The 23,784-nt window shown below is 67.3% G+C and carries 19 protein-coding genes; 1 reads left to right on the forward strand and 18 read right to left on the reverse strand.

Going from position 1 to position 23,784, the window contains the following annotated elements:
* Both argJ and secA read right to left on the reverse strand, forming a co-directional pair.
* Complete coding sequence (gene argJ, locus WS96_RS10385) at window positions 1–1,242, reverse strand: bifunctional glutamate N-acetyltransferase/amino-acid acetyltransferase ArgJ (protein WP_006496770.1); 1,242 nt, start codon at window positions 1,240–1,242, stop codon at window positions 1–3.
* A gap of 144 nt (window positions 1,243–1,386) precedes the next feature.
* A complete protein-coding gene (secA, locus tag WS96_RS10390; protein WP_059832354.1) occupies window positions 1,387–4,185 on the reverse strand; it encodes a preprotein translocase subunit SecA in 2,799 nt (932 codons plus the stop codon).
* 256 nt (window positions 4,186–4,441) lie between these two features.
* Here secA and WS96_RS10395 point away from each other — a divergent pair, with 256 nt between their 5' ends.
* Window positions 4,442–4,918 carry a DUF721 domain-containing protein gene (locus WS96_RS10395; RefSeq protein WP_034206329.1) on the forward strand — a complete coding sequence of 159 codons (477 nt, stop codon included), beginning with the start codon at window positions 4,442–4,444 and terminating at the stop codon, window positions 4,916–4,918.
* Window positions 4,919–4,998: 80 nt separating this feature from the next.
* On the opposite strand, the gene lpxC is transcribed toward WS96_RS10395, so the two are convergent.
* The 16 genes from lpxC to rsmH all read right to left on the reverse strand — a co-directional run bounded on the left by lpxC (window position 4,999) and on the right by rsmH (window position 23,779).
* Window positions 4,999–5,916: a UDP-3-O-acyl-N-acetylglucosamine deacetylase gene (lpxC, locus tag WS96_RS10400; protein WP_006487145.1), complete on the reverse strand. Its 918-nt coding sequence runs from the start codon at window positions 5,914–5,916 to the stop codon at window positions 4,999–5,001.
* 240 nt (window positions 5,917–6,156) lie between these two features.
* Window positions 6,157–6,663 (reverse strand): peroxiredoxin, encoded by a 507-nt coding sequence (locus tag WS96_RS10405; RefSeq protein ID WP_059832356.1) that lies wholly within the window; start codon window positions 6,661–6,663, stop codon window positions 6,157–6,159.
* A 188-nt stretch (window positions 6,664–6,851) separates the two neighbouring features.
* Entirely contained in the window at window positions 6,852–8,048 is a 1,197-nt protein-coding gene (ftsZ, locus tag WS96_RS10410) for a cell division protein FtsZ (RefSeq protein WP_006477012.1), read from the reverse strand.
* Between the two features lie 112 nt (window positions 8,049–8,160).
* The gene (gene ftsA, locus WS96_RS10415; RefSeq protein WP_006487138.1) at window positions 8,161–9,393 is read right to left on the reverse strand and encodes a cell division protein FtsA; all 1,233 of its coding nucleotides are present in this window, start codon (window positions 9,391–9,393) and stop codon (window positions 8,161–8,163) included.
* A gap of 26 nt (window positions 9,394–9,419) precedes the next feature.
* Window positions 9,420–10,172 carry a cell division protein FtsQ/DivIB gene (locus tag WS96_RS10420; RefSeq protein ID WP_059832358.1) on the reverse strand — a complete coding sequence of 251 codons (753 nt, stop codon included), beginning with the start codon at window positions 10,170–10,172 and terminating at the stop codon, window positions 9,420–9,422.
* A gap of 19 nt (window positions 10,173–10,191) precedes the next feature.
* Window positions 10,192–11,133 (reverse strand): D-alanine--D-alanine ligase, encoded by a 942-nt coding sequence (locus WS96_RS10425; RefSeq protein ID WP_059832360.1) that lies wholly within the window; start codon window positions 11,131–11,133, stop codon window positions 10,192–10,194.
* 84 nt (window positions 11,134–11,217) lie between these two features.
* Window positions 11,218–12,615 (reverse strand): UDP-N-acetylmuramate--L-alanine ligase, encoded by a 1,398-nt coding sequence (gene murC, locus WS96_RS10430; protein ID WP_059832362.1) that lies wholly within the window; start codon window positions 12,613–12,615, stop codon window positions 11,218–11,220.
* Entirely contained in the window at window positions 12,612–13,715 is a 1,104-nt protein-coding gene (gene murG / locus WS96_RS10435; RefSeq protein WP_059824580.1) for an undecaprenyldiphospho-muramoylpentapeptide beta-N-acetylglucosaminyltransferase, read from the reverse strand. Before murG ends, murC begins: the two co-directional genes overlap by 4 nt.
* On the reverse strand, window positions 13,712–14,995 hold the full coding sequence (gene ftsW / locus WS96_RS10440; protein ID WP_027783454.1) for a putative lipid II flippase FtsW: 1,284 nt from the start codon (window positions 14,993–14,995) through the stop codon (window positions 13,712–13,714). The genes murG and ftsW overlap by 4 nt, the downstream gene beginning before the upstream one ends.
* Window positions 14,992–16,503: a UDP-N-acetylmuramoyl-L-alanine--D-glutamate ligase gene (gene murD, locus WS96_RS10445; RefSeq protein WP_059832364.1), complete on the reverse strand. Its 1,512-nt coding sequence runs from the start codon at window positions 16,501–16,503 to the stop codon at window positions 14,992–14,994. The genes ftsW and murD overlap by 4 nt, the downstream gene beginning before the upstream one ends.
* Window positions 16,504–16,531: 28 nt before the next feature.
* Complete coding sequence (mraY, locus tag WS96_RS10450; RefSeq protein ID WP_006477019.1) at window positions 16,532–17,701, reverse strand: phospho-N-acetylmuramoyl-pentapeptide-transferase; 1,170 nt, start codon at window positions 17,699–17,701, stop codon at window positions 16,532–16,534.
* A 16-nt stretch (window positions 17,702–17,717) separates the two neighbouring features.
* Window positions 17,718–19,124: a UDP-N-acetylmuramoyl-tripeptide--D-alanyl-D-alanine ligase gene (locus WS96_RS10455; protein ID WP_059832366.1), complete on the reverse strand. Its 1,407-nt coding sequence runs from the start codon at window positions 19,122–19,124 to the stop codon at window positions 17,718–17,720.
* On the reverse strand, window positions 19,121–20,659 hold the full coding sequence (locus tag WS96_RS10460; RefSeq protein ID WP_059832367.1) for a UDP-N-acetylmuramoyl-L-alanyl-D-glutamate--2,6-diaminopimelate ligase: 1,539 nt from the start codon (window positions 20,657–20,659) through the stop codon (window positions 19,121–19,123). Before WS96_RS10460 ends, WS96_RS10455 begins: the two co-directional genes overlap by 4 nt.
* On the reverse strand, window positions 20,656–22,503 hold the full coding sequence (locus WS96_RS10465; RefSeq protein WP_059832369.1) for a peptidoglycan D,D-transpeptidase FtsI family protein: 1,848 nt from the start codon (window positions 22,501–22,503) through the stop codon (window positions 20,656–20,658). The genes WS96_RS10460 and WS96_RS10465 overlap by 4 nt, the downstream gene beginning before the upstream one ends.
* Entirely contained in the window at window positions 22,500–22,841 is a 342-nt protein-coding gene (gene ftsL, locus WS96_RS10470) for a cell division protein FtsL (protein ID WP_034206321.1), read from the reverse strand. The genes WS96_RS10465 and ftsL overlap by 4 nt, the downstream gene beginning before the upstream one ends.
* Window positions 22,838–23,779: a 16S rRNA (cytosine(1402)-N(4))-methyltransferase RsmH gene (gene rsmH, locus WS96_RS10475; protein WP_034186443.1), complete on the reverse strand. Its 942-nt coding sequence runs from the start codon at window positions 23,777–23,779 to the stop codon at window positions 22,838–22,840. The genes ftsL and rsmH overlap by 4 nt, the downstream gene beginning before the upstream one ends.
* Between the last annotated feature and the right edge of the window lie 5 nt (window positions 23,780–23,784).

The following is a 23,784-nucleotide window of genomic DNA, read 5'->3' on the forward strand; positions in this document are numbered from 1 at the left end:
TCAGGAGCGGTAATCCGCGTTGATGCTCACGTAATCGTGCGACAGGTCGCACGTCCAGACGGTGGCCTGGGCGTCGCCACGGCCGAGCAGCACGCGGATCGTGATCTCGCTCTGCTTCATCACGCGCTGGCCGTCCTCTTCCTGGTAGGCCGGATTGCGGCCGCCCGCCTTCGCGACGAGCACGTCGTCGAGGTAGAGATCGATCTTGCCGACGTCGAGATCCGCGACGCCCGCATAGCCGATCGCCGCGAGAATCCGGCCGAGGTTGGGGTCGGATGCATAGAAGGCCGTCTTCACGAGCGGCGAATGGCCGATCGCGTACGCGATCTGGCGGCATTCGGCGACGCTCTTGCCGCCTTCGACCTGCACCGTCATGAATTTCGTCGCGCCTTCGCCGTCGCGCACGATCAGTTGCGACAGCACCTGTGCAACTTCCGTCACCGCGTCGCGCAACGCCGCATAGGCAGGCGAATCGGTCGACGTGATCGCGGGCAGCGTGCTCTTGCCCGACGCGATCAGGATGAACGAGTCGTTCGTCGACGTGTCGCCATCGATCGTGATGCAGTTGAACGAGCGGTCGGCCACTTCCTTCACGAGCGTGTCGAGCACCGGCTGCGCGACGTTCGCATCGAACGCGAGGAAGCCGAGCATCGTCGCCATGTTCGGCTTGATCATGCCCGCGCCCTTGCTGATGCCCGTCAGCGTGACCGTGTGGCCGTCGATCGTCACCTGGCGCGACGTCGCCTTCGGCAGCGTGTCGGTCGTCATGATCGCCTGCGCGGCGTCGAACCAGTTCGCGGCCTTGCGGTTCGCGAGCGCGGCCGGCAGGCCGGCCTTCAGGCGGTCGATCGGCAGCGGCTCGAGGATCACGCCGGTCGAGAACGGCAGCACCTGCGCCGGCTCGATGCCCGCGAGACGCGCGAGTTCCGTGCAGGTCTCGCGTGCGTTCACGAGGCCCGGCTCGCCGGTGCCCGCGTTCGCATTGCCCGTATTCACGACCAGCGCGCGGATGCCCGCGCCGCCGGCCCGTACTTTCGCCAGATGCTCGCGGCAGACGGTGACCGGCGCCGCGCAGAAACGGTTTTCGGTGAACACGCCCGCGACCGTCGCGCCTTCGTCGACGGAGATGACCAGCACGTCCTTGCGATTCGGCTTGCGGATGTTCGCTTCCGCCCAGCCGAGCGTGACGCCGGCGACGGGATGCAGTTGGGCGGGATCGATCGACGGAAAATTGACAGCCATGGGGCACACCTGCCGGATGGAAAATGCCGGCACATGCCGGCATCGATTGGAAGAACCGGCGGCCGCACGCGCGGGCCGCCGCAACTCACATCACTGACTCGAAGCGACGAACGACGCGGCACGCGTGACGCGCGCCGCCGCCGATCATGACAGCTTCCCGTGACATTGCTTGTACTTCTTGCCGCTGCCGCACGGGCACGGGTCGTTGCGGCCGACCTTCGGCATTTCGCCGCCGGGGCCGCTGTGCGTCATCGCGCTGCCGACCATGTCGGCCGTCGCCGTGGCGGCCGCCGCAGCCGTGACGTTCGCCACCGGCGCGCCGGCGTCCGCGTAGTCGGCGTGCTGGTATTCGACGTTCTCGAGATGACCGCCGCGCTCCTCGATCTGCTCGGCGGCCTCCTCGAGCTGCTCCGGCGACTGGATCTGCACGTTCATCACGATGCGCGTGACTTCCTGCTTGATCGCGTCGAGCATCGCGGCGAACAGCTCGAACGCCTCGCGCTTGTATTCCTGCTTCGGATTCTTCTGCGCATAGCCGCGCAGATGGATGCCCTGGCGCAGGTGGTCGAGCGCCGCGAGGTGTTCGCGCCACAGGCGGTCGACCGTCTGCAGCATCACCGAACGCTCGAATGCGCTGAACGATTCGCGGCCGACCATCGCGACCTTCGCCTCGTACTGCTCGTCGGCGGCCGTCATCACCGCGTCGAGAATCTCCTCGGCCGTGATCGACGACGACTCGTTCACCATTTCCTGGATCGCGAGGTCGAGCTGCCAGTCGTTGCGCAACGCTTCCTCGAGCTCGGGCACGTCCCACTGCTCTTCGATGCTGCCTTCCGGCACGAACTGGCGGACGACTTCGGTAATCACGCCGTGACGCATCGCGGTGATCGTCTCGGTGATGTCGTGCGCCTCGAGCAATTCGTTGCGCTGCTGGTAGATCACCTTGCGCTGGTCGTTCGACACGTCGTCGTATTCGAGCAGCTGCTTGCGGATGTCGAAGTTGCGCGCTTCGACCTTGCGCTGCGCCGATTCGATCGATCGCGTGACGATGCCCGCTTCGATCGCCTCGCCTTCCGGCATCTTCAGGCGATCCATGATCGAGCGCACGCGGTCGCCCGCGAAGATGCGCAGCAGCGGATCGTCGAGCGACAGGTAGAAGCGCGACGAGCCCGGATCGCCCTGGCGGCCCGCACGGCCGCGCAACTGGTTGTCGATCCGGCGCGATTCGTGGCGCTCGGTGCCGATGATGTGCAGGCCGCCCGCGGCCTTCACCTGCTCGTGCAGCGTTTCCCACTCGTCGTGCAGCTTCTGGATGCGGCGCGCCTTTTCGTCGGCCGGGATCGCATCGTCGGCCTCGATGAACGCGGCCTGCTTCTCGACGTTGCCGCCGAGCACGATGTCGGTACCGCGGCCGGCCATGTTGGTCGCGATCGTCACGCGGTTCGGACGGCCGGCTTCCGCGACGATCGCCGCTTCGCGCTCGTGCTGCTTCGCGTTCAGCACTTCGTGCGGCAGCCCGGCCTGCTTCAGCAGGTGCGACAGCAGTTCGGAGTTCTCGATCGACGTCGTGCCGACCAGCACCGGCTGCCCGCGCTCGTAGCAGTCGCGGATGTCGCGGATCACCGCGTCGTAGCGCTCCTTGGCCGTCTTGTAGATCTGGTCCTGCTTGTCGATCCGCTTCGGCGGGCGGTTGGTCGGGATCACGACCGTCTCGAGGCCGTAGATCTCGTTGAATTCGTACGCCTCGGTATCCGCGGTACCGGTCATGCCGGCCAGCTTCGCGTACATCCGGAAGTAGTTCTGGAACGTGATCGATGCGAGCGTCTGGTTCTCGCTCTGGATCTTCACGTGCTCCTTCGCCTCGACGGCCTGGTGCAGGCCGTCGGACCAGCGGCGGCCCGCCATCAGGCGTCCCGTGAATTCGTCGACGATGACCACTTCGCCGTTCTGCACGACGTAATGCTGATCCTTGTGGAACAGCGTGTGGGCGCGCAGCGCCGCGTACACGTGGTGCATCAGCGTGATGTTCTGCGGCGCGTACAGGCTCTCGCCCTCGCCGATCAGACCCCATTCGGCGAGCAGGCGCTCGGCCTTCTCGTGGCCCGATTCCGTCAGGAACACCTGGCGCGCCTTCTCGTCGAGCGTGTAGTCGCCCGGCTTCTCGACGCCCGTGCCGTCGGCCTTCTCTTCGCCGATCTGGCGCTCGAGCAGCGGCGGCAGTGCGTTCATCCGCACGTACAGCTCGGTGTGGTCTTCCGCCTGGCCCGAGATGATCAGCGGCGTCCGCGCTTCGTCGATCAGGATCGAGTCCACTTCGTCGACGACCGCGAAGTTCAGCGCCCGCTGCACGCGCGCGTCGGTCTCGTAGACCATGTTGTCGCGCAGGTAGTCGAAGCCGAATTCGTTGTTCGTGCCGTACGTGATGTCCGCCGCGTAGGCCTGCTGCTTCTGGTCGTGCTCCATGCCGGACAGGTTGATGCCGACCGACAGACCGAGGAAATTGTAGAGGCGCGCCATCCATTCGGCGTCGCGCTGCGCGAGGTAATCGTTGACGGTCACGACGTGCACGCCGCGGCCGGCCAGCGCATTCAGATACACGGGCAGCGTCGCGACGAGCGTCTTGCCCTCGCCCGTGCGCATTTCCGCGATCTTGCCGTAGTGAAGCACCATGCCGCCGATCATCTGCACGTCGAAGTGCCGCATCTTCAGCACGCGGCGGCTCGCCTCGCGACAAACCGCGAAGGCCTCGGGCAACAGCTTGTCGAGCGACTCGCCGGCCGCGACCCGCTGGCGGAATTCATCCGTCTTGCCGCGCAACTGGTCGTCCGTCAGCTTCTCGATCTGCGTTTCGAGCGCATTGATCGTCGCGACGGTCTTTTGGTATTGCTTGACGAGCCGCTGGTTGCGGCTGCCAAAAATTTTCTGGAGAAAACCGGTTGTCATCGGATCGGATCCTGCGTCGCAGCACCGGCGCCCGGCGCGTGTTGCGCGCCCCGGCGCCCGAGCCTCGGCGGCTTAGCGAATTAGTGGACTCAAACGTCGAATTTTAGCACGCGGGGACGCATGCGCCTGCGTCCCGGCCGGACGGGCATTGCGCGCCCAAGCCGGGCGGACACGGGCGAAAGCTGCCCGTGCGCGGGCCGGCGCGGGTACAATCGGTTGCAACGTCCGCGCGCGTACGCGCTCGAAGAATGCCTCGATGAACCGATTTTCCAAGCGTTTCGGCCCGCTCGCCGCCTATCGCCCGCAACCCGTGTCGGAAGTGCTCGGTCGGACCGACGCATTCGCGGCGCTGCGCGCCGGCGTCGAGCAGATCGCCTCGCTGCAGCGCGACCTGGGCGCGTGCCTGCCCGACTATCTCGCGAATCACGTCGAACCGGGCTTCATCAAGGACGGCACCCTGACCCTCTTTGCCGCGCACAATGCGCTGGCCGCACGGCTGCGGCAGGTCGAAATGCGGCTGCTCGGCGATCTCCAGAAGCGCGGCTGGCCGGTGACGACGCTGCGCGTGCGCGTGCGGCCGAAGGACGCGCCGCCGCCGCCGCCCGTGAAGCAGGCACGGATGACGTCGACCGGCGCCGCCGCGCTGCGCGATCTCGCCGACCACCTCGAACCGTCGCCGCTGCAGGCCGCGCTCGCGCGGATGGCGGCACGGCATGGCGCGAAGCCGCGTTGACGCACAGGCCGCGCGCAACCGCCGGCCAATAAAAAAGCGACCCGATGGGTCGCTTTTTTATCGCTTGCGCCGAACGCCGGTCACGCGAAAGCCGTCTGCGCGTCGAATGCAAACCCTTTCGGCGCAGCCTGCGGATCGTCGAACGTCACGATCTCGTATGCGTCTTCGTGTGCGAGCAACTCGCGCAGCAGCGCGTTGTTCAGGCCGTGGCCCGACTTGTACGCGGTGTACGAAGCCAGCAGCGGGTGGCCGATCACGTACAGGTCGCCGATCGCGTCGAGCATCTTGTGCTTCACGAACTCGTCGTCGTAGCGCAGCCCGTCGTTGTTCAGGATCCGGTACTCGTCGAGCACGATCGCGTTGTCCATGCTGCCGCCGCGCGCCAGGCCGATCTCGCGCAGCATCTCGGCCTCGTGCGCGAAACCGAACGTGCGCGCACGCGCGATCTCGCGCACGTACGACGTGGTCGCGAAATCGACTTCGAGCTCCTGGCCCGTCTTGTCGACGGCCGGGTGGCGGAAGTCGATCGAGAACTTCAGCTTGAAGCCGAAATACGGATCGAGACGCGCGAACTTGTCGCCATCGCGGATTTCGACCGGCTTCTTCACCTTGATGAAGCGCTTCGGCGCGTTCTGCTCCTCGATGCCGGCGGACTGGATCAGGAACACGAACGTGGCCGCACTGCCGTCCATGATCGGGATTTCCTCGGCCGTCACGTCGACATACAGGTTGTCGATGCCGAGACCCGCACACGCGGACATCAGGTGCTCGACCGTCGACACGCGCACGCCATCCTTCTGCAACACCGACGCGAGCCGCGTGTCGCCGATCGACATCGCCGATGCGGGAATGTCGACCGGCGTCGGCAGGTCGACGCGTGAAAAGACGATGCCCGTGCCGGGCGCGGCGGGACGGAGTGTCAACTCGATCTTGCGGCCCGAGTGGACACCGATACCCACGGTCTTCACGATGGATTTGATGGTGCGCTGCTTCAACATGGTCTTCTTCGTCTTGATTGAAGATATCAATCAGGAGTTATATTCGATAGGCGGGATTATAGCGTAATTCCCTATTCGACGCTGTCCGAAACTGCGTATCAATCTGTTTCGACAGTTTACCCGCGCCGATACGGGACGGGCCGATGCCCGGAACGGAGGCGTTTCCGGTCATCAGCCCGTGTTACAACTGCCCTGAGGCCGGTGAGCAGCGTTGCCGGAAGGCAACGGCGCACCGCACGATCAGGACGTCAACGTCGCGAGAACACTCGCCGCATCGCTCACTTCGAATTTGCCCGGCGCCTCGACGGCCAGCGTCTTGACCACACCGCCGTCAATCACCATCGCGTAGCGCAGGGAACGAATTCCCATGCCACGCGCGGACAAATCCTGCGTCAGCCCCAGCGCATGAGTGAAAGCCGCGCTGCCGTCCGCCATCATGCGCACCTTGCCCGCGGTGTGCAGATCACGTCCCCATGCGCCCATCACGAATGCGTCGTTGACGGACACGCACCAGATCTCGTCGATCCCCGCCGCGCGCAATTGCTCGGCGTGCTCGACGTAGCCCGGCACATGCTGCGCCGAACAGGTCGGCGTGAACGCGCCCGGCAATCCGAAGATCACCACCCGCTTTCCCGCAACCTGGTCGCGCACGCTGTAGGCGTTCGGCCCCAGCGTGCACCCTTCGCGCGCTTCGTCGACGAACTCGAACAATTGCGCGTCGGGCAGCGCGTCGCCCACTTGAATCATGGCTGGTCCCTCATAGCGATACGGTTTTTCAGCGTGTTGCGGACAGCACGGCCCATCCCGCCTCGCTCGAGCGAAGAGAGCACCTTTCCCGGCCCGGCGTCGCATCCGACGCGGCCTGTCGTGGTCCGTGGCATCCGTCACGCCGGCGATACCGCGGCGGTGTCGCCGCGGCTTCGCCTGTGTTTGCGTCAGTCAGCCTGCTTGCGCAGGAAAGCCGGAATGTCGTACGTGTCGACACCCTTCTCCTGCAGCGCCTGCACGTGCGATGCCGCGGTTTCGCGCGAATTGCGCCACACCGCCGGCGTGTCGAGCGCGCCGTAGTCGGCCGTGCTGACGTGATGCGGCTGCGCATAGCCGTGCGACACCGCGCTGACCGGTTGGTTGTCCGTACCCGTGCGCAGCAGCGTCATCGGAGCCGACTGCTGTTTCTTCGCCGCACGGCCCAGACCCGTCGCCACGACCGTCACGCGCAGTGCATCGCCCATCGCGTCGTCGTACACCGCACCGAAGATCACCGTCGCATCTTCCGCCGCGTAGCTCTTGATCGTGTTCATCACTTCGCGCGTTTCCGACAGGCGCAGCGAACGGCTCGACGTGATGTTGACCAGCACGCCGCGCGCGCCCGACAGATCGACGCCTTCGAGCAGCGGGCTCGCCACGGCCTGTTCCGCCGCGAGGCGTGCGCGATCGACGCCGGCGACCGTCGCCGTGCCCATCATCGCCTTGCCCTGCTCGCCCATCACCGTCTTCACGTCTTCGAAGTCGACGTTCACGAGGCCGTCGACGTTGATGATTTCCGCGATACCCGCCACCGCGTTGTTCAACACGTCGTCCGCGCACTGGAAGCACTTGTCCATCTCGGCGTCATCGCCCATCACGTCGAACAGCTTGTCGTTCAGGACGACGATCAGCGAGTCGACGTGATCCTCCAGTTGCTGCGAGCCTGCTTCGGCGACGCGCATGCGCTTGCCGCCTTCGAACTCGAACGGCTTGCTGACGACACCGACCGTCAGAATGCCCATCTCCTTCGCGATCTGCGCGACCACCGGTGCCGCGCCCGTGCCCGTGCCGCCGCCCATGCCGGCCGTGATGAACACCATGTGCGCGCCGCGCAGTGCGTCGGCGATGCGCTCACGCGCTTCTTCCGCTGCCGCACGACCCATTTCCGGCTTCGCACCGGCGCCAAGACCCGTGTTGCCAAGCTGGATCACCGACGATGCGCGCGAACGCGACAGCGCCTGGGCGTCCGTGTTCATCACGATGAAGTCGACGCCCTGCACGCCGCGGTTGATCATGTGCTGGACGGCATTGCCGCCAGCGCCGCCAACGCCGACCACCTTGATGATGGTGCCGTTGGTTTCGGTTTCCAGCATTTCGAATTCCATTGTTGCCTCCGTCAAGAGAATGACTGCTACTCGGCCGTTATTCGGCAGGAGATCGGGCAACCCCCTGTCGCGCGCCAGCCGCCGGCACCAGCGCGAATTTCGATTCGGTTTGTCAGAAGTTGCTCAAGAACCATTCCTTCATCCGCGAGAACACTTGCCCCGCGTTGCCGGACTGCACGGCGACCTTGCGGCCGCGCATGCGCTGCGCACTGCCTTCGACGAGCAGCCCCATCGCCGTCGAGTAGCGCGGATTGCGCACGACGTCGGAAAGGCCGCCTGCATATTCCGGCGCGCCGATGCGCACCGGTTTCAGGAAAATGTCCTCGCCGAGCTCGACCATGCCCGGCATCATCGACGCGCCGCCGGTAATGACCACGCCGGAACTCAGGAGTTCTTCGTAACCCGATTCGCGCACGACCTGCTGCACGAGCGAGAACAGTTCCTCGACGCGCGGCTCGATCACGGCCGCGAGCGCCTGACGCGACAGCGTGCGCGGGCCGCGTTCGCCGAGGCCCGGCACTTCCACCATTTCGTCCGGATCGGCGAGTGCCTGCTTCGCGATCCCGTAGCCGACCTTGATGTCCTCCGCATCCGGCGTCGGCGTGCGCAGCGCCATCGCGATGTCGCTCGTGATCTGGTCGCCGGCGATCGGGATCACCGCCGTGTGGCGGATCGCGCCTTCCGCGAAGATCGCGATGTCCGTCGTGCCGCCGCCGATGTCGACCAGCACCACGCCGAGATCCTTCTCGTCTTCGGTCAGCACCGCGAGCGACGACGCGAGCGGCTGCAGGATCAGGTCGTTCACTTCCAGCCCGCAGCGGCGCACGCACTTGACGATGTTCTGCGCGGCGCTCACCGCGCCCGTCACGATGTGCACCTTCACTTCCAGCCGGATGCCGCTCATCCCGATCGGCTCGCGCACGTCTTCCTGGCCGTCGATGATGAATTCCTGCGTGAGGATGTGCAGCACCTGCTGGTCGGTCGGGATGTTGATCGCCTTCGCGGTCTCGATCACGCGCGCGACGTCCGTCTGCGTGACTTCCTTGTCCTTGATCGCGACCATCCCGCTCGAGTTGAAGCTGCGGATGTGGCTGCCCGCGATCCCCGTGAACACGTTGGTGATCTTGCAGTCGGCCATCAGCTCGGCTTCCTCGAGCGCGCGCTGGATCGACTGCACGGTGGCCTCGATGTTCACCACCACGCCTTTCTTCAGACCCTTCGACTCGCTCTGGCCGAGACCGATCACCTCGTAGTGGCCCTCGCCCTTCAGCTCGGCGACGATGGCCACCACCTTCGACGTGCCGATGTCGAGGGAAACCAGCAGATCCTTGTAGTCTTTGCTCATAAAGTGCTCTTGCGTGTGATCTCTCGTTACTTCTTGCGCTTGTCGGTATCGGTCAGGAACCGCATGCCCGCCGCGCGAATCGCGAATCCGTTCGGATAACGCAGATCCGCGTACTCGATGTCGTTGCCCCAACGCTCCGTGACGGCCGGCCACGCGGCCACCAGGCGCTGGCTCCGGTCATGCAGCGTGTCGCTGTTGCGCTCCTTGCCCAGCTCGACCTGCATGCCGTTCGACAGCTTCACCGTCCACGCGTACCGCGCCGACAGCGTCACTTCTTCCGGCGCCGCCTTCAGCGGCGCAAACCATTTCCCGAAGTCGCGATACCGCTCGACGACTTCCTTCGCACTGCCTTCCGGGCCGTCGAACGCCGGCAGCGCCTGCTCCAGCTCGCCCTGGTTCGCGGTGAACAGCTCGCCGTCCACGCTCACGAGCTGATCGCTGCCCCAGGTCCCGAGCGGTTTGTACTCCTCGAGCGTGACAGCCAGCGCATTCGGCCACACCCGACGCACGCTCGCGTGACGCACCCACGGCATCTGCTCGAACGCGGCGCGCGCCGTATCGAGATCGACCGTGAAGAAATTGCCCTTCAGCCGTCCGACCACGCCCGCGCGCACCGTCGGCGAATTGATGTGCTCGGTGTCGCCGTCGATCCGGATTTCCCGCAGCGCGAACGTCGGGCGCTGGATCAGCCAGTAGCAGCCGGCCGCCGCCAACACGAGCAGCAGCAGCGCGTACAGCGCGCTGGCGGCAAGGTTGAGTTGGCGAACGTTGTTCCACATACGTCGTTCCGTTCCTGCGTCAGTCGTTGAGCGTGAGCGACAGCACCTTCACGACCAGCTCCGAATAGCCGATGCCGACCGCGCGCGCGGCCTTCGGCGGCAGCGAGTGGTCGGTCATCCCGGGGGCCGTGTTCACTTCCAGGAAATACGCATTGCCGTCCGCGTCGAGCATGAAATCCGCGCGGCCCCAGTCGGTGCAGCCGAGCACGTCGAACGCGCGGCGCGCGATGCGCTTCAGTTCCTCCTCCTGCTGCGCCGGCAGGCCGCACGGAATCAGGTACTGCGTATCGTCGGCGACGTACTTCGCGTGGTAGTCGTAGAACTCGCCGGCCGGCACGATCTTGATCAGCGGCAGGTCGAGATCGCCGGCGATGCACGCGGTGTATTCGCCGCCGCCTTCGATGCTCTTCTCGACGATCACGATCTTGTCGTGCGTCGCGGCTTCCGCGAGCGCGGCCGGCAGCGCGTCGGCCGTCTTCACCTTCAGCACCGCGACGCTCGAGCCTTCGCTCGCCGGCTTCACGAACAGCGGCAGGCCGAGCTTCGCGACGATGTCGGTCGCGCGCGCGGCCAGATCGTCGCCGCGCATCACCGTCTCGAACGGCGGCGTCGGCACGCCCGTCTGCTGCCACACGAGCTTCGTGCGGAACTTGTCGAGGCCGAGCGCCGAGCCGAGCACGCCGCTGCCCGTGTAGCGGATACCGTAGAAATCGAGCGCGCCCTGAATCTGGCCGTTCTCGCCGTAGCCGCCGTGCAGCGCATTGAATGCGCGCACGAAGCCTTCGTCCTTCAGCGCCGCCAGCGGCCGCTCGGCCGGGTCGAACGGATGCGCGTCGACGCCCGCGTCGCGCAGGCCCTGCAGCACGAGGCGGCCCGAGGTGAGCGACACCTCGCGCTCGGCGGATTCGCCGCCGAACAACACCGCCACCTTGCCGAAACGTTTCGGATCGATCCCGCTCATGTCAGCCTCCGCCGGGCCGCCCCAAGGAGGCTGACCGCCCCCGCGGGGGGCAGCGAACGAAGTGAGCGTGGGGGTAGTTTCATGTCATGCCTTCTGTTGAATGTGTTGCACGAGCTTCGCCGGCACGCCGCCGATCGAACCCGCGCCCATCGTGATCACCACGTCGCCGTTCTGCGCGACCTTCGCCAATGCCTCCGGCACGTCGTCGACCGTCGCGACGAACACCGGGTCGACCTTTCCCGCCGCGCGCAGCGCACGCGACAGCGCGTCGCCGCTGGCCGTCGGAATCGCGGCCTCGCCGGCCGCATAGACTTCCGTCAGCACCAGCGCATCGACCGTCGACAGCACGTTGACGAAATCGTCGAAGCAATCGCGCGTGCGCGTGTAGCGGTGCGGCTGGAACGCCAGCACGAGGCGGCGGCCCGGAAACGCGCCGCGCGCGGCCGCGATCGTCGCCGCCATCTCGACCGGGTGGTGACCGTAATCGTCGATCAGCGTGTACTGGCCGCCGTCCGCGCTCGGCACTTCGCCGTAACGCTGGAAGCGTCGGCCGACGCCGTTGAATTCCGCCAGCGCCCGCTGGATCGCGTCGTCCGCCACGCCGAGGTCGGTCGCGATCGCGATCGCCGCGAGCGCGTTCTGCACGTTGTGCAGGCCCGGCATGTTCAGCACGACCGCGAGCGGCGCGCGACCTTCGCGGATCACCGTGAAATGCATCCGGCCGTCGCGCGCGTCGATGTCTTCCGCGCGCACCTGCGCGTCCGGCGACAGGCCGTAGCGCACGACCGGCTTCGAGATGAACGGGATGATCTGCCGCACGTTCGGATCGTCGACGCACACGACCGCGCTGCCGTAGAACGGCAGGCGCTGCGTGAATTCGATGAACGCCTGCTTGAGCCGCGCGAAATCGTGGCCGTAGGTGTCCATGTGGTCGGCGTCGATGTTCGTGATGACTTCGATCACCGGATAGAGGTTCAGGAACGACGCATCCGACTCGTCAGCCTCCGCGACGATGAAATCGCCCGTGCCGAGCCGCGCGTTCGCGCCGGCGCTGATCAGCCGGCCGCCGATCACGAAGGTCGGGTCCAGCCCGCCCGCCGCGAGCACGCTCGCGACGAGGCTCGTGGTCGTGGTCTTGCCGTGCGTGCCGGCGATCGCGATGCCCTGCTTCAGGCGCATCAGCTCCGCGAGCATCACCGCGCGCTGCACGATCGGCACGCGCTTCGCGCGCGCGGCCAGCACTTCCGGGTTGTCCGAGCGCACGGCCGTCGACACGACGACCGCGTTCGCGCCCTCGATGTTCGCCGCATCGTGGCCGATCGCGATCCGCGCGCCCAGCGCCTCGAGGCGATCGGTCACCGCATTGCGCGACAGGTCCGAGCCGCTGACCGCGTAGCCGAGGTTGACGAGCACTTCGGCGATGCCGCTCATGCCCGCGCCGCCGATCCCGACGAAATGAATGTGTTTGACGATGTGTTTCATTGCAGTTGTTCCAGGTTCGCGCCGGCCGCCTTCGCGCAGACGCGCGCGACTTCGTCGGTAGCCTCGGGCTTCGCGAGCGCGCGCGAACGTTCCGCCATCGCCGCGAGCGATGCCCGCGACTGGCCGCGCAGCCAGTCGGCGAGCAGTTCCGCCGACAGGTCGCGTTGTTGCACCAGCACGGCCGCGCCCGCATCGGCGAGGAACGCGGCGTTGGTCGTCTGGTGATCGTCGACCGCGTACGGGAACGGCACGAACAGCGCCGCCACGCCCACCGCCGCGATCTCCGACACCGTCATCGCGCCCGACCGGCAGATCACCAGATCCGCTGCCGCATACGCGGCCGCCATGTCGTCGATGAACGGCACGAGCCGCACGTCTTCGCCGGCCGCGAAACCGGCCGCTTCGTAATTCGCCTTCAATGCGTCGATGTGCTTCACGCCGGCCTGGTGCACGACGCGCGGGCGCTCGCCCGGCGTCAGCAGCGCCAGCGCGCGCGGCACGACTTCGTTCAGCGCGGCCGCCCCGAGGCTGCCGCCGACGACCAGCACGTTCAGCGCTCCGCTGCGCGACGCATAGCGTGCCTGGGGCGGCTCGGTGTGCGCAAGTTCCGCGCGAATCGGGTTACCGGTCCATTCCGCGTGCGGCAGCGCGCCGGGGAACGCGACGAGCACGCGCTTCGCGAGTTTCGCGAGCACCTTGTTGGTCAGACCCGCGATCGAATTCTGCTCATGCAGCACGAGCGGGCGCCCCGACAACGCAGTCATCACGCCCGCCGGGAACGTGATGTAGCCGCCCATCCCGAGCACGACGTCCGGTCGCACGCGGCGCAGCGCGCCGAGGCTCTGCCAGCATGCGCGCAGCAGGTTGACCGGCAGCGTCAGCTTGGTCTTCAAGCCCTTGCCGCGCAGCCCGCCGAACCGCACGTATTCCATCGGAATGCCGTGCTTCGGCACGAGCGTCGCTTCCATCCCGGCCGGATTGCCGAGCCATACGACGCGCCAGCCCGCCGCTTCCATCCGGTGCGCGACCGCGAGCCCGGGGAACACGTGGCCCCCGGTGCCGCCTGCCATCACCATCAGCGTGCGTTGCGACGCGGTCATACCTTCCCTCCGCGCATCAGCACCCGGTTTTCGTAATCGACCCGCAGCAGCACCGCGAGCGCGACGCAGTTCAGCAGGATGCCCGAACCGCCGTAGCTCACGAGCGGCAGCGTCAAGCCCTTGGTGGGCAGCAGCCCGAGGTTCACGCCCATGTTGATGAACGTCTGCGCGCCGAACCAGATGCCGATGCCCTTCGCCATCAGGCCCGCGAACGTGCGATCGAGCGCGAGCGCCTGGCGGCCGATCTCGAACGCGCGGCGCACGATCCAGTAGAACAGCAGGATCACGACCAGCACGCCGACGAAGCCGAGCTCCTCGCCGATCACCGCGAGGATGAAGTCGGTATGCGCTTCCGGCAGGTAATTCAGCTTCTCGACGCTGCCGCCGAGGCCGACGCCGAACCACTCGCCGCGGCCGAACGCAATCAGCGAGTGCGTGAGCTGGTAGGCCTTGCCCTGCGCGTAGCGCTCGTCCCACGGATCGAGGTACGCGAAGATCCGCTCGCGACGCCACGGCGACAGCCACACGAGCATCGTGAACGTGCCGACCGCCGTCGCGACGAGGCCGCCGAACAGCTTGCCGTTCACGCCGCCGAGGAACAGCACGCCCATCGCGATCGCGGCGACCACCATGAACGCGCCCATGTCGGGCTCGAGCAGCAGCAACGCGCCGACCAGGCCGACCGCGAACGCCATCGGCAGGAAGCCCTTCGCGAAGCTCTGCATGTATTCCTGCTTGCGCACCGTGTAGTTCGCCGCGTAGATCGTCACCGCGAGCTTCATGATTTCCGACGGCTGCATGTTCGTGATGCCGAGCGGAATCCAGCGGCGCGCACCGTTCACGCCCTTGCCGACGTGCGGAATCAGCACGATCACGAGGCCGACGAGCGCGATCAGGAAAAGATGCGGCGCGTACTTGTCCCAGGTCGACACCGGCACGCGGAACGCGATCACCGCCGCGACGAACGCGACGGCGAGCGACACGCAGTGACGCATCAGGAACGCGTAATCGTGATACGACGCGTATTTCGGCGAATCGGGCATCGCGATCGACGCCGAATACACCATCACGACGCCGAGCCCGAGCAGCGCGATCGCGACCCACAGCAGCGAATAGTCGAAATCGAGCATCCGCGAACGGCTCGGGCGCACGCCGTTGACGACGCTCGCGAGGCCGCCCGTCGCGGCGCGCGTGGCCGACGCGACGCGGCCGCCCGCGGCATTGCCGCCGGCGTCGCGCCGGTCGTTGAAACGGGAGACGAGGCGATCGGACCAGCTCATGGCGTCGCTCCTTTGTCGATGGCGATTTCGTCGACCGCCGTGCGGAACACTTCCGCGCGATGGGCGTAGTTCCGGAACATGTCGAGGCTCGCGCACGCGGGCGACAGCAGCACCGCATCGCCCGGCTCGGCCAGATCGGCCGCCGCGCGCACCGCGCCTTCGAGCGTCGCGTGGTCGGCGAGCGGCACGCCGGTTTCGGCGAGCGTGTCGCGGATCGCCGGCGCGTCGCGGCCGATCAGCATCACCGCGCGGCACCAGCGCGCGACCGGCGCGACCAGCGGCGCGAAATCCTGCCCCTTGCCGTCGCCGCCCGCGATCAGCACGATCTTCTGCGCGAGCCCGTCGAGCGCGGCCACCGTCGCGCCGACGTTCGTGCCCTTGCTGTCGTCGACGTAATCCACGTCGTCGATCGTCGCGATCACTTCGACGCGATGCGCTTCGCCGCGGTATTCGCGCAGCGCGTGCAGCAGCGGCGCGGCCGGCAGATCGATCGCTCGCGCGAGCGCGAACGCGGCCAGCGCGTTCGCCGCGTTGTGCAGCCCGCGGATGCGCAGCGCGTCGGCCGGCATCAGGCGCTTCTGCGCGATGTCGGGCGTATGTGCGGCGTCGCGCTTGCGCCGGCGCGTCGTCGTCGCTTCATCCGGCGCGTCGCGATCGACGGCTTCCACCAGCCATGCGATACCGTTGTCGCGCGACAGCCCGTAGTCGCCGTCCTGCGTCGGTTCGTTCAGGCCGAACGTGACCGTGCGCGGCGCGTCGGCCGCGCCGGCTGCCGGCGCGAACTTCATCACGGCCGCGTCGTCGCGGTTCAGCACGCGCGTCGTCGTCGCGCCGAAGATCCGGCCCTTTGCCTGCGCGTACGCGTCGAAGCTGCCGTGCCAGTCGAGGTGGTCCTGCGTGATGTTGAGGATCGCGGCGGCATCGGGCGCAAACGTGCGCGCGGTCTCGAGCTGGAAGCTCGACAGTTCGAGCACCCATACGTCGGGCAGCGCGGTGTCGTCGATCGCGCTCGCGAGCCTGTCGAGCATCGCCGGGCTGATGTTGCCCGCGACGGCGACCTTCTTGCCCGAGCGCTGGCACAGCAGGCCCGTGAGGCTCGTCGTCGTGGTCTTGCCGTTGGTGCCGGTAATCGCGAGCACCTTCGGCTGGTAGCCGCTCGTGCCGAGCGCGCGCAGCGCCTGCGCGAAGAACTCCAGCTCGCCCCACACCGCGATACCGCGCTCGTTCGCGGCCGCGACCAGCGCCGCGAGCGCCGGCTCCAGCGGCGACAGCCCGGGGCTCAGCCCGACGAGCTCGATGCCGCCGTCGAGCAGCGCGGGCGTGAACGCGCCGCCGACGAATTCCGCATCGATGCCTTCGGCCTGCAGCGCGGCAAGGTTCGGCGGCGCCTCGCGGGTATCGGCAATGCGCAGCCGGCACCCGTGCCTCGCGCACCATCGCGCGATCGCGAGACCCGATTCCCCGAGCCCCAGTACGAGCACCATCGGCCGTTGCCGATCTCCAAACATCTCGCCAGACATCCTTGTTACCTTTCCTTTACCGCAGCTTGAGGGTGGTCAGACCGAACAGGCACAGCATCAGCGTGATGATCCAGAAACGCACGACCACCTGCGTTTCCTTCCAGCCGGACAATTCGAAGTGGTGATGCAGCGGCGCCATCTTGAGCAGCCGCCGCCCTTCGCCGTAACGCTTCTTCGTGTACTTGAACCACGACACCTGCAGCATCACCGACAGCGTTTCCGCGACGAAGATGCCGCCCATGATGAACAGCACGATTTCCTGGCGCACGATCACCGCGACCGTGCCGAGCGCGCCGCCCAGCGCCAGCGCGCCGACGTCGCCCATGAACACCTGCGCGGGGTGCGTGTTGTACCAGAGGAACGCGAGCCCGGCCCCGCCCATCGCGGAACAGAAGATCAGCAGCTCGCCCGCGCCCGGAATGTGCGGGAACAGCAGATATTTTGAATAGACCGCGCTGCCCATCACGTACGCGAACACACCGAGCGACGCGCCGACCAGCACGACCGGCATGATCACGAGGCCGTCGAGGCCGTCGGTCAGGTTCACCGCGTTGCTCGCGCCGACGATCACGAAGTAGGTCAGCACGATGAAGCCCCAGACGCCGAGCGGGTAGCTGATCGACTTCAGGAACGGCAGCATCAGGTCGGCGCGCGCCGGCAGCCCCATCGACAGGCCGCTCCTCACCCACGCCATGAACAGGTCGAACACGCGCACGTTGTTCGCCTCGGACACGCTGAACGCGAGATAGACGGCCGCGAACAGCCCGATCACCGATTGCCAGAAATACTTCTCGCGCGACGACATCCCGCGCGGGTCCTTGTGGACGACCTTGCGGTAATCGTCGACCCAGCCGATCACGCCGAAACCGAACGTGACGAGCATCACGATCCAGATGAAACGATTCGTCAGGTCGCCCCACAGCAGCGTCGCGACCGCGATGCCGATCAGGATCAGCACGCCGCCCATCGTCGGCGTGCCGGACTTGACGAGGTGGGTCTGCGGGCCGTCCTTGCGCACGGCCTGACCGACCTTCATTTGCGTCAGCTTGCGGATCACCCAAGGTCCGCACACGAGCCCGATCCCGAGCGCGGTGATGGTGGCCATCACCGCACGGAACGTGAGGTACGTGAACAAGCGCAAAAAGCTTGCGTCTCCTTGCAGCCATTGCGCCAGCGCCAGCAGCATGCTTCCTTCCTTCTACTCAGTGTGCGGCGGGCACGGTGCCCGCCGCGGGTTGGTTCGTCAGCGCGTCGACCACGCGCTCCATCTTCATGTACCGCGAGCCCTTCACGAGCACCGTCGCCTGCGCGCCGTAACCGGCCGCGAGCAGCGCCGCCACGAGCGCGTCGACGTCGCCGAAATGGCGCGCCGTGTCGCCGTATGCGGTGCACGCGTCGCGCGATGCGTCGCCGAGCGCGAACAGCGCATCGATCCCGCGTTCGCGCGCGTACGCACCGATTTCGCGGTGGAATGCCGGCCCTTCGTCGCCGACTTCGCCCATGTCGCCGATCACCAGCACGCGCGGTGCGGGATGCGCGGCGAGCACGTCGATCGCGGCACGCATCGAATCGGGGTTCGCGTTGTACGTATCGTCGACGACGGTTGCGCCCGCGAGGCTGCCGACGCTCGCCTGCTTCACCTGCAGCCGGCCCTTGACCGGTTCGAACGATTCGAGGCCCTGGCGGATCGCCGACAGCGCGACACCGGCGCCGAGCGCCGCAGCCGTCGCGGCCAGCGCGTTACGCGCGTTGTGCTCGCCGAGCGCACGCAGCCGCACCGAGACCGCGCCGACCGGCGTGTCGATCGCGAGTTCGCCGCCGTGCACGCGCCCGACGACCTGCGCGTCGTTCTGACGTTCGGCGTCGTGCAGCGCGAAATCGAGGATCCGGTTGCCGGTCGCCGCGACGCGCCAGATGCCCGCGTACGCATCGTCGGCCGGGAACACCGCGACGCCGTCCGGCGGCAGCGCGTGGATCACGGCCGCGTGTTCGAGCGCGACGGCCTCGACCGTCGCCATGAATTCCTGATGCTCGCGCTGCGCGTTGTTGACGAGCGCGACCGTCGGCGCGGTGAGGCGCGCGAGGACTTCCGTTTCGCCCGGATGGTTCATGCCGATCTCGATCACCGCCAGACGGTGCGCGGCCGACAGGCGCAGCAGCGTCAGCGGCAGGCCGACATCGTTGTTGAGGTTGCCGGCCGTCGCGAGCCGCGCGTCGGCGCCGACCGCCGCCGCGAAGATCGACGCGATCATTTCCTTGACGGTCGTCTTGCCGTTGCTGCCCGTCACCGCGACGAGCGGCAGCGGGAATCGCATCCGCCAGCCGTGCGCGAGCGCGCCGAGCGCGGCGCGCGTTTCGCTGCCTTCGATCAGCGGCATCGCGACGCCCGCCGGCGCATGCGCGACGAGCGCCGCAGCGGCCCCGCGCGCGGCGACGTCGCCGAGGAAGTCGTGCGCGTCGAAACGCTCGCCCTTCAGCGCGACGAACAGGTCGCCCGGGCCGACCGTGCGGCTGTCGGTCGACACGCGGTCGAACGTGACGCCCGCGTCGCCGCGGACGGTGGCGCCGGGAATCAGGCGGGCGGCTTCGCCGAGACTGAGCATCGTCATTCGGCGCCTCCCTTGCCGTGCGTCGCGCGCGCTGCGAGCGCGAGCCGCGCGTGATCCTGATCGGAGAACGCGCGCTTCTTGCCCATGATTTCCTGCGTGGCCTCGTGGCCCTTGCCGGCCAGCACGACGACATCCTCGCGTGCGGCGCCGCGCACCGCCTGCAGGATCGCGCTCGCGCGATCCTCGATCCGGCGTGCGCGGTCGGGCGCGGTCATGCCCGCGACGACCTGGTCGATGATGTGCTGCGGATCTTCGCTGCGCGGGTTGTCGCTCGTGACGACGACTTCGTCGGCGAGCCGCTCCGCGATCGCGCCCATCAGCGGCCGCTTGGTCGCATCGCGATCGCCGCCGCAGCCGAACATGCAGACGAGCCGGCCGCCGCGCGCCGCGGCGATCGGGCGCAGCGCGTCGAGCGTCTTTTCGAGCGCGTCGGGCGTATGCGCATAGTCGATCACGACGAGCGGTTCGTCGTTCTGCAGCCGGCCGCCGAGCCGCTGCATCCGGCCGTTGACCGACTCGAGCCGCTCGATCTCGGCGAGGGCCGCCGCAAACGGCACGTCTGCCGCGAGCAGCGCGCCGAGCACGGCGAGCAGGTTGCTGACGTTGAACGTGCCGAGCGTGCCGACCTCGACGTCCGCGTCGCCCCACGACGAACGCAGGCGGAATGCGGTACCCGTCGCGGTCGCGCGCACGTCGAGCGCGACCAGCTCGCGATCGGCGTCGGGCGCCTGCGCATCGCCGATCCCGTACGCTATCGTGCGCACGCGGCCGGCCAGCTTCTCGAGCAGGCGGCGGCCGGCTGCGTCGTCGCGGTTGATCACCGCCGCGCGCAGGCCGCGCCACGCGAACAGCTTCGCCTTCGCGGCCTCGTACGCATCGAACGTGCCGTGATAGTCGAGGTGATCCTGCGTGAGGTTCGTAAACACCGCGATGTCGAACGCCGTTCCGTTCACGCGCCCCTGGTGCAGCGCATGCGACGACACTTCCATCGCCACGGCCTGTGCGCCCGCGTCGCGCAATTGCGCGAGGCTGCGCTGCAGTTGCGGCGCGTCGGGCGTCGTGAAGCCGGTCGGCACGAGCTGGCCGGGCATCCCGGTGCCGAGCGTGCCGATCACCGCGCACGGCTGGTGCAGCGCCGTCAGCGCGGTGGCGATCCATTGCGTGCACGACGTCTTGCCGTTCGTGCCCGTGACACCGACCGCGAGCAGGCTGTCGCTCGGATCGCCGTACCAGCCGCTGGCGATCTCGCCGGCGAGCTGATCGAGCGCCGGCACCGCGAGCGCGACGGGCACGGTCGGCGCGTCGGTCAGCCCTTCCGGCTGATACAGCACGGCAGCCGCCCCGCGTGCGACGGCATCTGCGATGAAAGCGCGGTTATCTGCCCCGTCGACCGCATACGCGACGAACACGTCGCCAGCCTCGAGGCTGCGCGTGTCGGCATGCAGTTGCGCCGCGGGGGCCACATGCTGACGCAGCCACGCGAGCGCGGCTGCGATCTGCTGATGCGCCGGATGGGAACTGCGGGCGGCGCTCATCGAACGACTCCTGGTGAATTACGCGTCGTGCTGGACACGATCATATGCTTTGCGCCGCTTCCCGCGGCCAGCTTTTGCGGGCCCTTTGCGGCAGCGGATTCCGACGAATCGTCGGACACGACGAGCTGCTTGATCGGCATGTTCGGCGGGACGTTCAGCGCACGCATCGTGTCGCCGGCGATCGCCGAGAATACGGGGCCGGACACCTGGCCGCCGAAGTGGCTGCCGGCGGTCGGCTCGTCGACCGACACCGCGATCACGACGCGCGGATTCGGCATCGGCGCCATCCCGACGAACGACGCGCGGTACTTGCGCGTGTAGCCGTGACCTTCGTGCTTGTACGCGGTGCCGCTCTTCCCGCCGACGCGGTAGCCCGGCACGGCCGCATCCGGCGACGTGCCGCCCGGCGCGACCACCGTCTCGAGCATCGCGCGCACTTCGCGCGCGGTGGTCGGATTGAACACCTGGGTGCCCGCGATCGGTTGATTGGGGTCGGTCTTGAAAATGGTCACGGGCATCAGTTCGCCGTCGTGCGCGATCGCCGTGTACGCCCGTGCGAGCTGGAACAGCGACACCGACAGGCCGTAGCCGTACGACATCGTCGCCTGCTCGATGCGGCGCCAGCTCTTCCACGGACGCAGACGGCCGGCCACCGCGCCCGGGAAGCCGACCTTCGGCGCCTGGCCGAGGCCGATGCTCGTATACATATTCCACATTTCCTCGGGCCGCATCGTCATCGCGATCTTCGTCGCGCCGATGTTGCTCGACTTCTGGATCACGCCGCCGACCGTCAGCGTGCCGAAACCCGCGTCGTCGGTGATCGGCGCGCCGTCGAGCACGAAATGCCCGTTGCCCGTCTCGACGAGCGTGTTCGGCGTCACGCGGTGCAGGTCGAGCGCGAGCGACACGGTGAACGGCTTCATGATCGAGCCCGGCTCGAACACGTCGGTCATGATCCGGTTGCGCAACTGCTCGCCCGTCATGCGCGAGCGGTCGTTCGGGTTGTACGTCGGGTAGTTGACGAGCGCGAGCACTTCGCCGGTACGCACGTCGACGACCATCGCCGCGCCGGCCTTCGCCTTGAACTTCTCGACGGCGGCCTTCAGGTTCGCGTACGCGATGTACTGGATCTTGCTGTCGATCGACAGATCGACGTCGGTGCCGTTGTGCGGCGGAATCTGCTCGGCGACGTCCTCGACGATGTGCCCCATCCGGTCCTTGATCACGCGACGCATGCCCGACGTGCCGGACAGCATCTTCTGGTCGCCCAGTTCGACGCCTTCCTGCCCTTCGTCCTCGACGTTCGTGAAGCCGATCAGGTGAGCGGTGATCTCGCCTTCCGGATAGAAGCGCTTGTATTCGTTGCGCTGATAGATACCGGGAATGTCGAGCGCGGCGACCTTGTCGGCGACGTCGATCGGCACCTGGCGCTTCACGTAGACGAAACCCTTGTCTTCCGACAGCTTCACGCGCAGCTCCTTCGACGTCATGCCGAGGAGCTTGCCGAGCTGGTTGATCTTGTCCGCGTCGAGATCGTCCGGCACCGCGTCCGGAATCGCCCAGATCGCGCGCACCGGCAAGCTCGTCGCGAGCACGAGCCCGTTACGGTCGAGAATCTTGCCGCGCGTCGCCGGCAGTTCGATCGTGCGCTGATAGCGGCTTTCGCCCTGCTTCTGATAGAACGCGTTGCCGGGCCCCTGGATCCAGAACGCCCGAGCGGCCAGCGCGACGAACGCCATGAACAGCAGGAACACGACGAGCTTCGAGCGCCACATCGGCAAATGGACGCCCAGCACGGGGCTCGACGAGAACTTCACGTTCTGGCGCTTCGGGGACGGCTTCATCGCGCGCCCCCCTTGCCCTTGCCGGTCGTGTCGGCCGATGCCGCGATCGGCGCGTCGATCGCCTTCGCGGCGCCGGGCGGCAGCGTCAGGTATTGCGTGCGGCCGGTCGAGATCGGCTGCATTTTCAGCGAATCGTTCGCGAGCTGCTCGATGCGCGACGTCTTCGACAGCGCGCTCTGCTGATATTGAAGCTGCGCGTAGTCCTGCTGGAGCTGACGCTCCTGCGACTGCGCGCGCTGCAGCTGGATGAAGATCTGGCGTTGCTGGTTCGTCGAGTTGACGACCGACAGCGCGCAACCCATCACGATGATCAGCAGGAAGATGTTGAGGCGGCTCATGGCGTGACGCGCTCCGCGATGCGCATCACGGCCGAGCGGGCGCGCGGATTCGCGGCGACTTCCGCTTCGCTCGGAAACTGGCGGCTGATGATCTTGAGCGGCGGACTCGGGAGGTCGACGGCGCGAATCGGCAGACGACGATCGACTGCAGGCGCACTCGCGTGCGCCTGCATGAATCGCTTGACGATCCGGTCCTCGAGTGAATGAAAGCTGATGACCACCAGCCGCCCCCCTTGCTCCAGCAACGACAATGCCGCGTCTAGTACGACTTGCAGGTCCGCAAGCTCTTGATTGACGTGAATCCGTATAGCCTGAAAGGTGCGGGTTGCCGGATCCTTGCCCTTCTCACGGGTTTTGACGACGTGACCCACGATTTGGGCAAGCTCGCCCGTGGTGTCGAGAGGCCCAAGACGGTCGGACTCTGCCCGGCGAGCAACAAGCGCCTTTGCAATCTGAAAAGCAAACCGTTCTTCCCCATAATCCCGTATCACCTCCGTCAATTCCTGCACCGACGCCCGCGCGAGCCATTCGGCCGCCGACTCGCCACGCGTCGGATCCATTCGCATGTCCAGCGGACCATCGGCGCGGAAGCTGAAGCCGCGCGCCGGATCGTCCACCTGCGGCGAGGACACGCCCAGGTCCAGCAACACCCCTGCCACCTTCTCGACGCCGCGCGCCGCAAGCGCGTCGCGCATCGATGCAAAGCTGTCGTGCACGATCGAGAAGCGCGCATCCTCGATGCCCTGCGCCGTCTCGATCGCCCTCGGATCCTTGTCGAACGCGATCAGCCGCCCGGCCGGCGCCAGCCGCGCGAGCACCGCGCGGCTGTGACCGCCACGCCCGAACGTGCCGTCGACATACACGCCGTCCGGCCGCGTCACGAGCGACTCGACCGCCTCATCCAACAGCACCGTCCGATGCCGCAATTCGTTTCCCATCGCGG

Source organism: Burkholderia sp. MSMB1835, assembly GCF_001526365.1.
Classification (GTDB): domain Bacteria; phylum Pseudomonadota; class Gammaproteobacteria; order Burkholderiales; family Burkholderiaceae; genus Burkholderia.

What these genes read in the sequence shown, in the direction of transcription:
- argJ (WP_006496770.1), bottom strand. Translation starts at nt 1,242, where the DNA reads ATGGCTGTCAATTTTCCGTCGATCGATCCCGCCCAACTGCATCCCGTC.
- secA (WP_059832354.1), bottom strand. Translation starts at nt 4,185, where the DNA reads ATGACAACCGGTTTTCTCCAGAAAATTTTTGGCAGCCGCAACCAGCGG.
- WS96_RS10395 (WP_034206329.1), top strand. Translation starts at nt 4,442, where the DNA reads ATGAACCGATTTTCCAAGCGTTTCGGCCCGCTCGCCGCCTATCGCCCG.
- lpxC (WP_006487145.1), bottom strand. Translation starts at nt 5,916, where the DNA reads ATGTTGAAGCAGCGCACCATCAAATCCATCGTGAAGACCGTGGGTATC.
- WS96_RS10405 (WP_059832356.1), bottom strand. Translation starts at nt 6,663, where the DNA reads ATGATTCAAGTGGGCGACGCGCTGCCCGACGCGCAATTGTTCGAGTTC.
- ftsZ (WP_006477012.1), bottom strand. Translation starts at nt 8,048, where the DNA reads ATGGAATTCGAAATGCTGGAAACCGAAACCAACGGCACCATCATCAAG.
- ftsA (WP_006487138.1), bottom strand. Translation starts at nt 9,393, where the DNA reads ATGAGCAAAGACTACAAGGATCTGCTGGTTTCCCTCGACATCGGCACG.
- WS96_RS10420 (WP_059832358.1), bottom strand. Translation starts at nt 10,172, where the DNA reads ATGTGGAACAACGTTCGCCAACTCAACCTTGCCGCCAGCGCGCTGTAC.
- WS96_RS10425 (WP_059832360.1), bottom strand. Translation starts at nt 11,133, where the DNA reads ATGAGCGGGATCGATCCGAAACGTTTCGGCAAGGTGGCGGTGTTGTTC.
- murC (WP_059832362.1), bottom strand. Translation starts at nt 12,615, where the DNA reads ATGAAACACATCGTCAAACACATTCATTTCGTCGGGATCGGCGGCGCG.
- murG (WP_059824580.1), bottom strand. Translation starts at nt 13,715, where the DNA reads ATGACCGCGTCGCAACGCACGCTGATGGTGATGGCAGGCGGCACCGGG.
- ftsW (WP_027783454.1), bottom strand. Translation starts at nt 14,995, where the DNA reads ATGAGCTGGTCCGATCGCCTCGTCTCCCGTTTCAACGACCGGCGCGAC.
- murD (WP_059832364.1), bottom strand. Translation starts at nt 16,503, where the DNA reads ATGTTTGGAGATCGGCAACGGCCGATGGTGCTCGTACTGGGGCTCGGG.
- mraY (WP_006477019.1), bottom strand. Translation starts at nt 17,701, where the DNA reads ATGCTGCTGGCGCTGGCGCAATGGCTGCAAGGAGACGCAAGCTTTTTG.
- WS96_RS10455 (WP_059832366.1), bottom strand. Translation starts at nt 19,124, where the DNA reads ATGACGATGCTCAGTCTCGGCGAAGCCGCCCGCCTGATTCCCGGCGCC.
- WS96_RS10460 (WP_059832367.1), bottom strand. Translation starts at nt 20,659, where the DNA reads ATGAGCGCCGCCCGCAGTTCCCATCCGGCGCATCAGCAGATCGCAGCC.
- WS96_RS10465 (WP_059832369.1), bottom strand. Translation starts at nt 22,503, where the DNA reads ATGAAGCCGTCCCCGAAGCGCCAGAACGTGAAGTTCTCGTCGAGCCCC.
- ftsL (WP_034206321.1), bottom strand. Translation starts at nt 22,841, where the DNA reads ATGAGCCGCCTCAACATCTTCCTGCTGATCATCGTGATGGGTTGCGCG.
- rsmH (WP_034186443.1), bottom strand. Translation starts at nt 23,779, where the DNA reads ATGGGAAACGAATTGCGGCATCGGACGGTGCTGTTGGATGAGGCGGTC.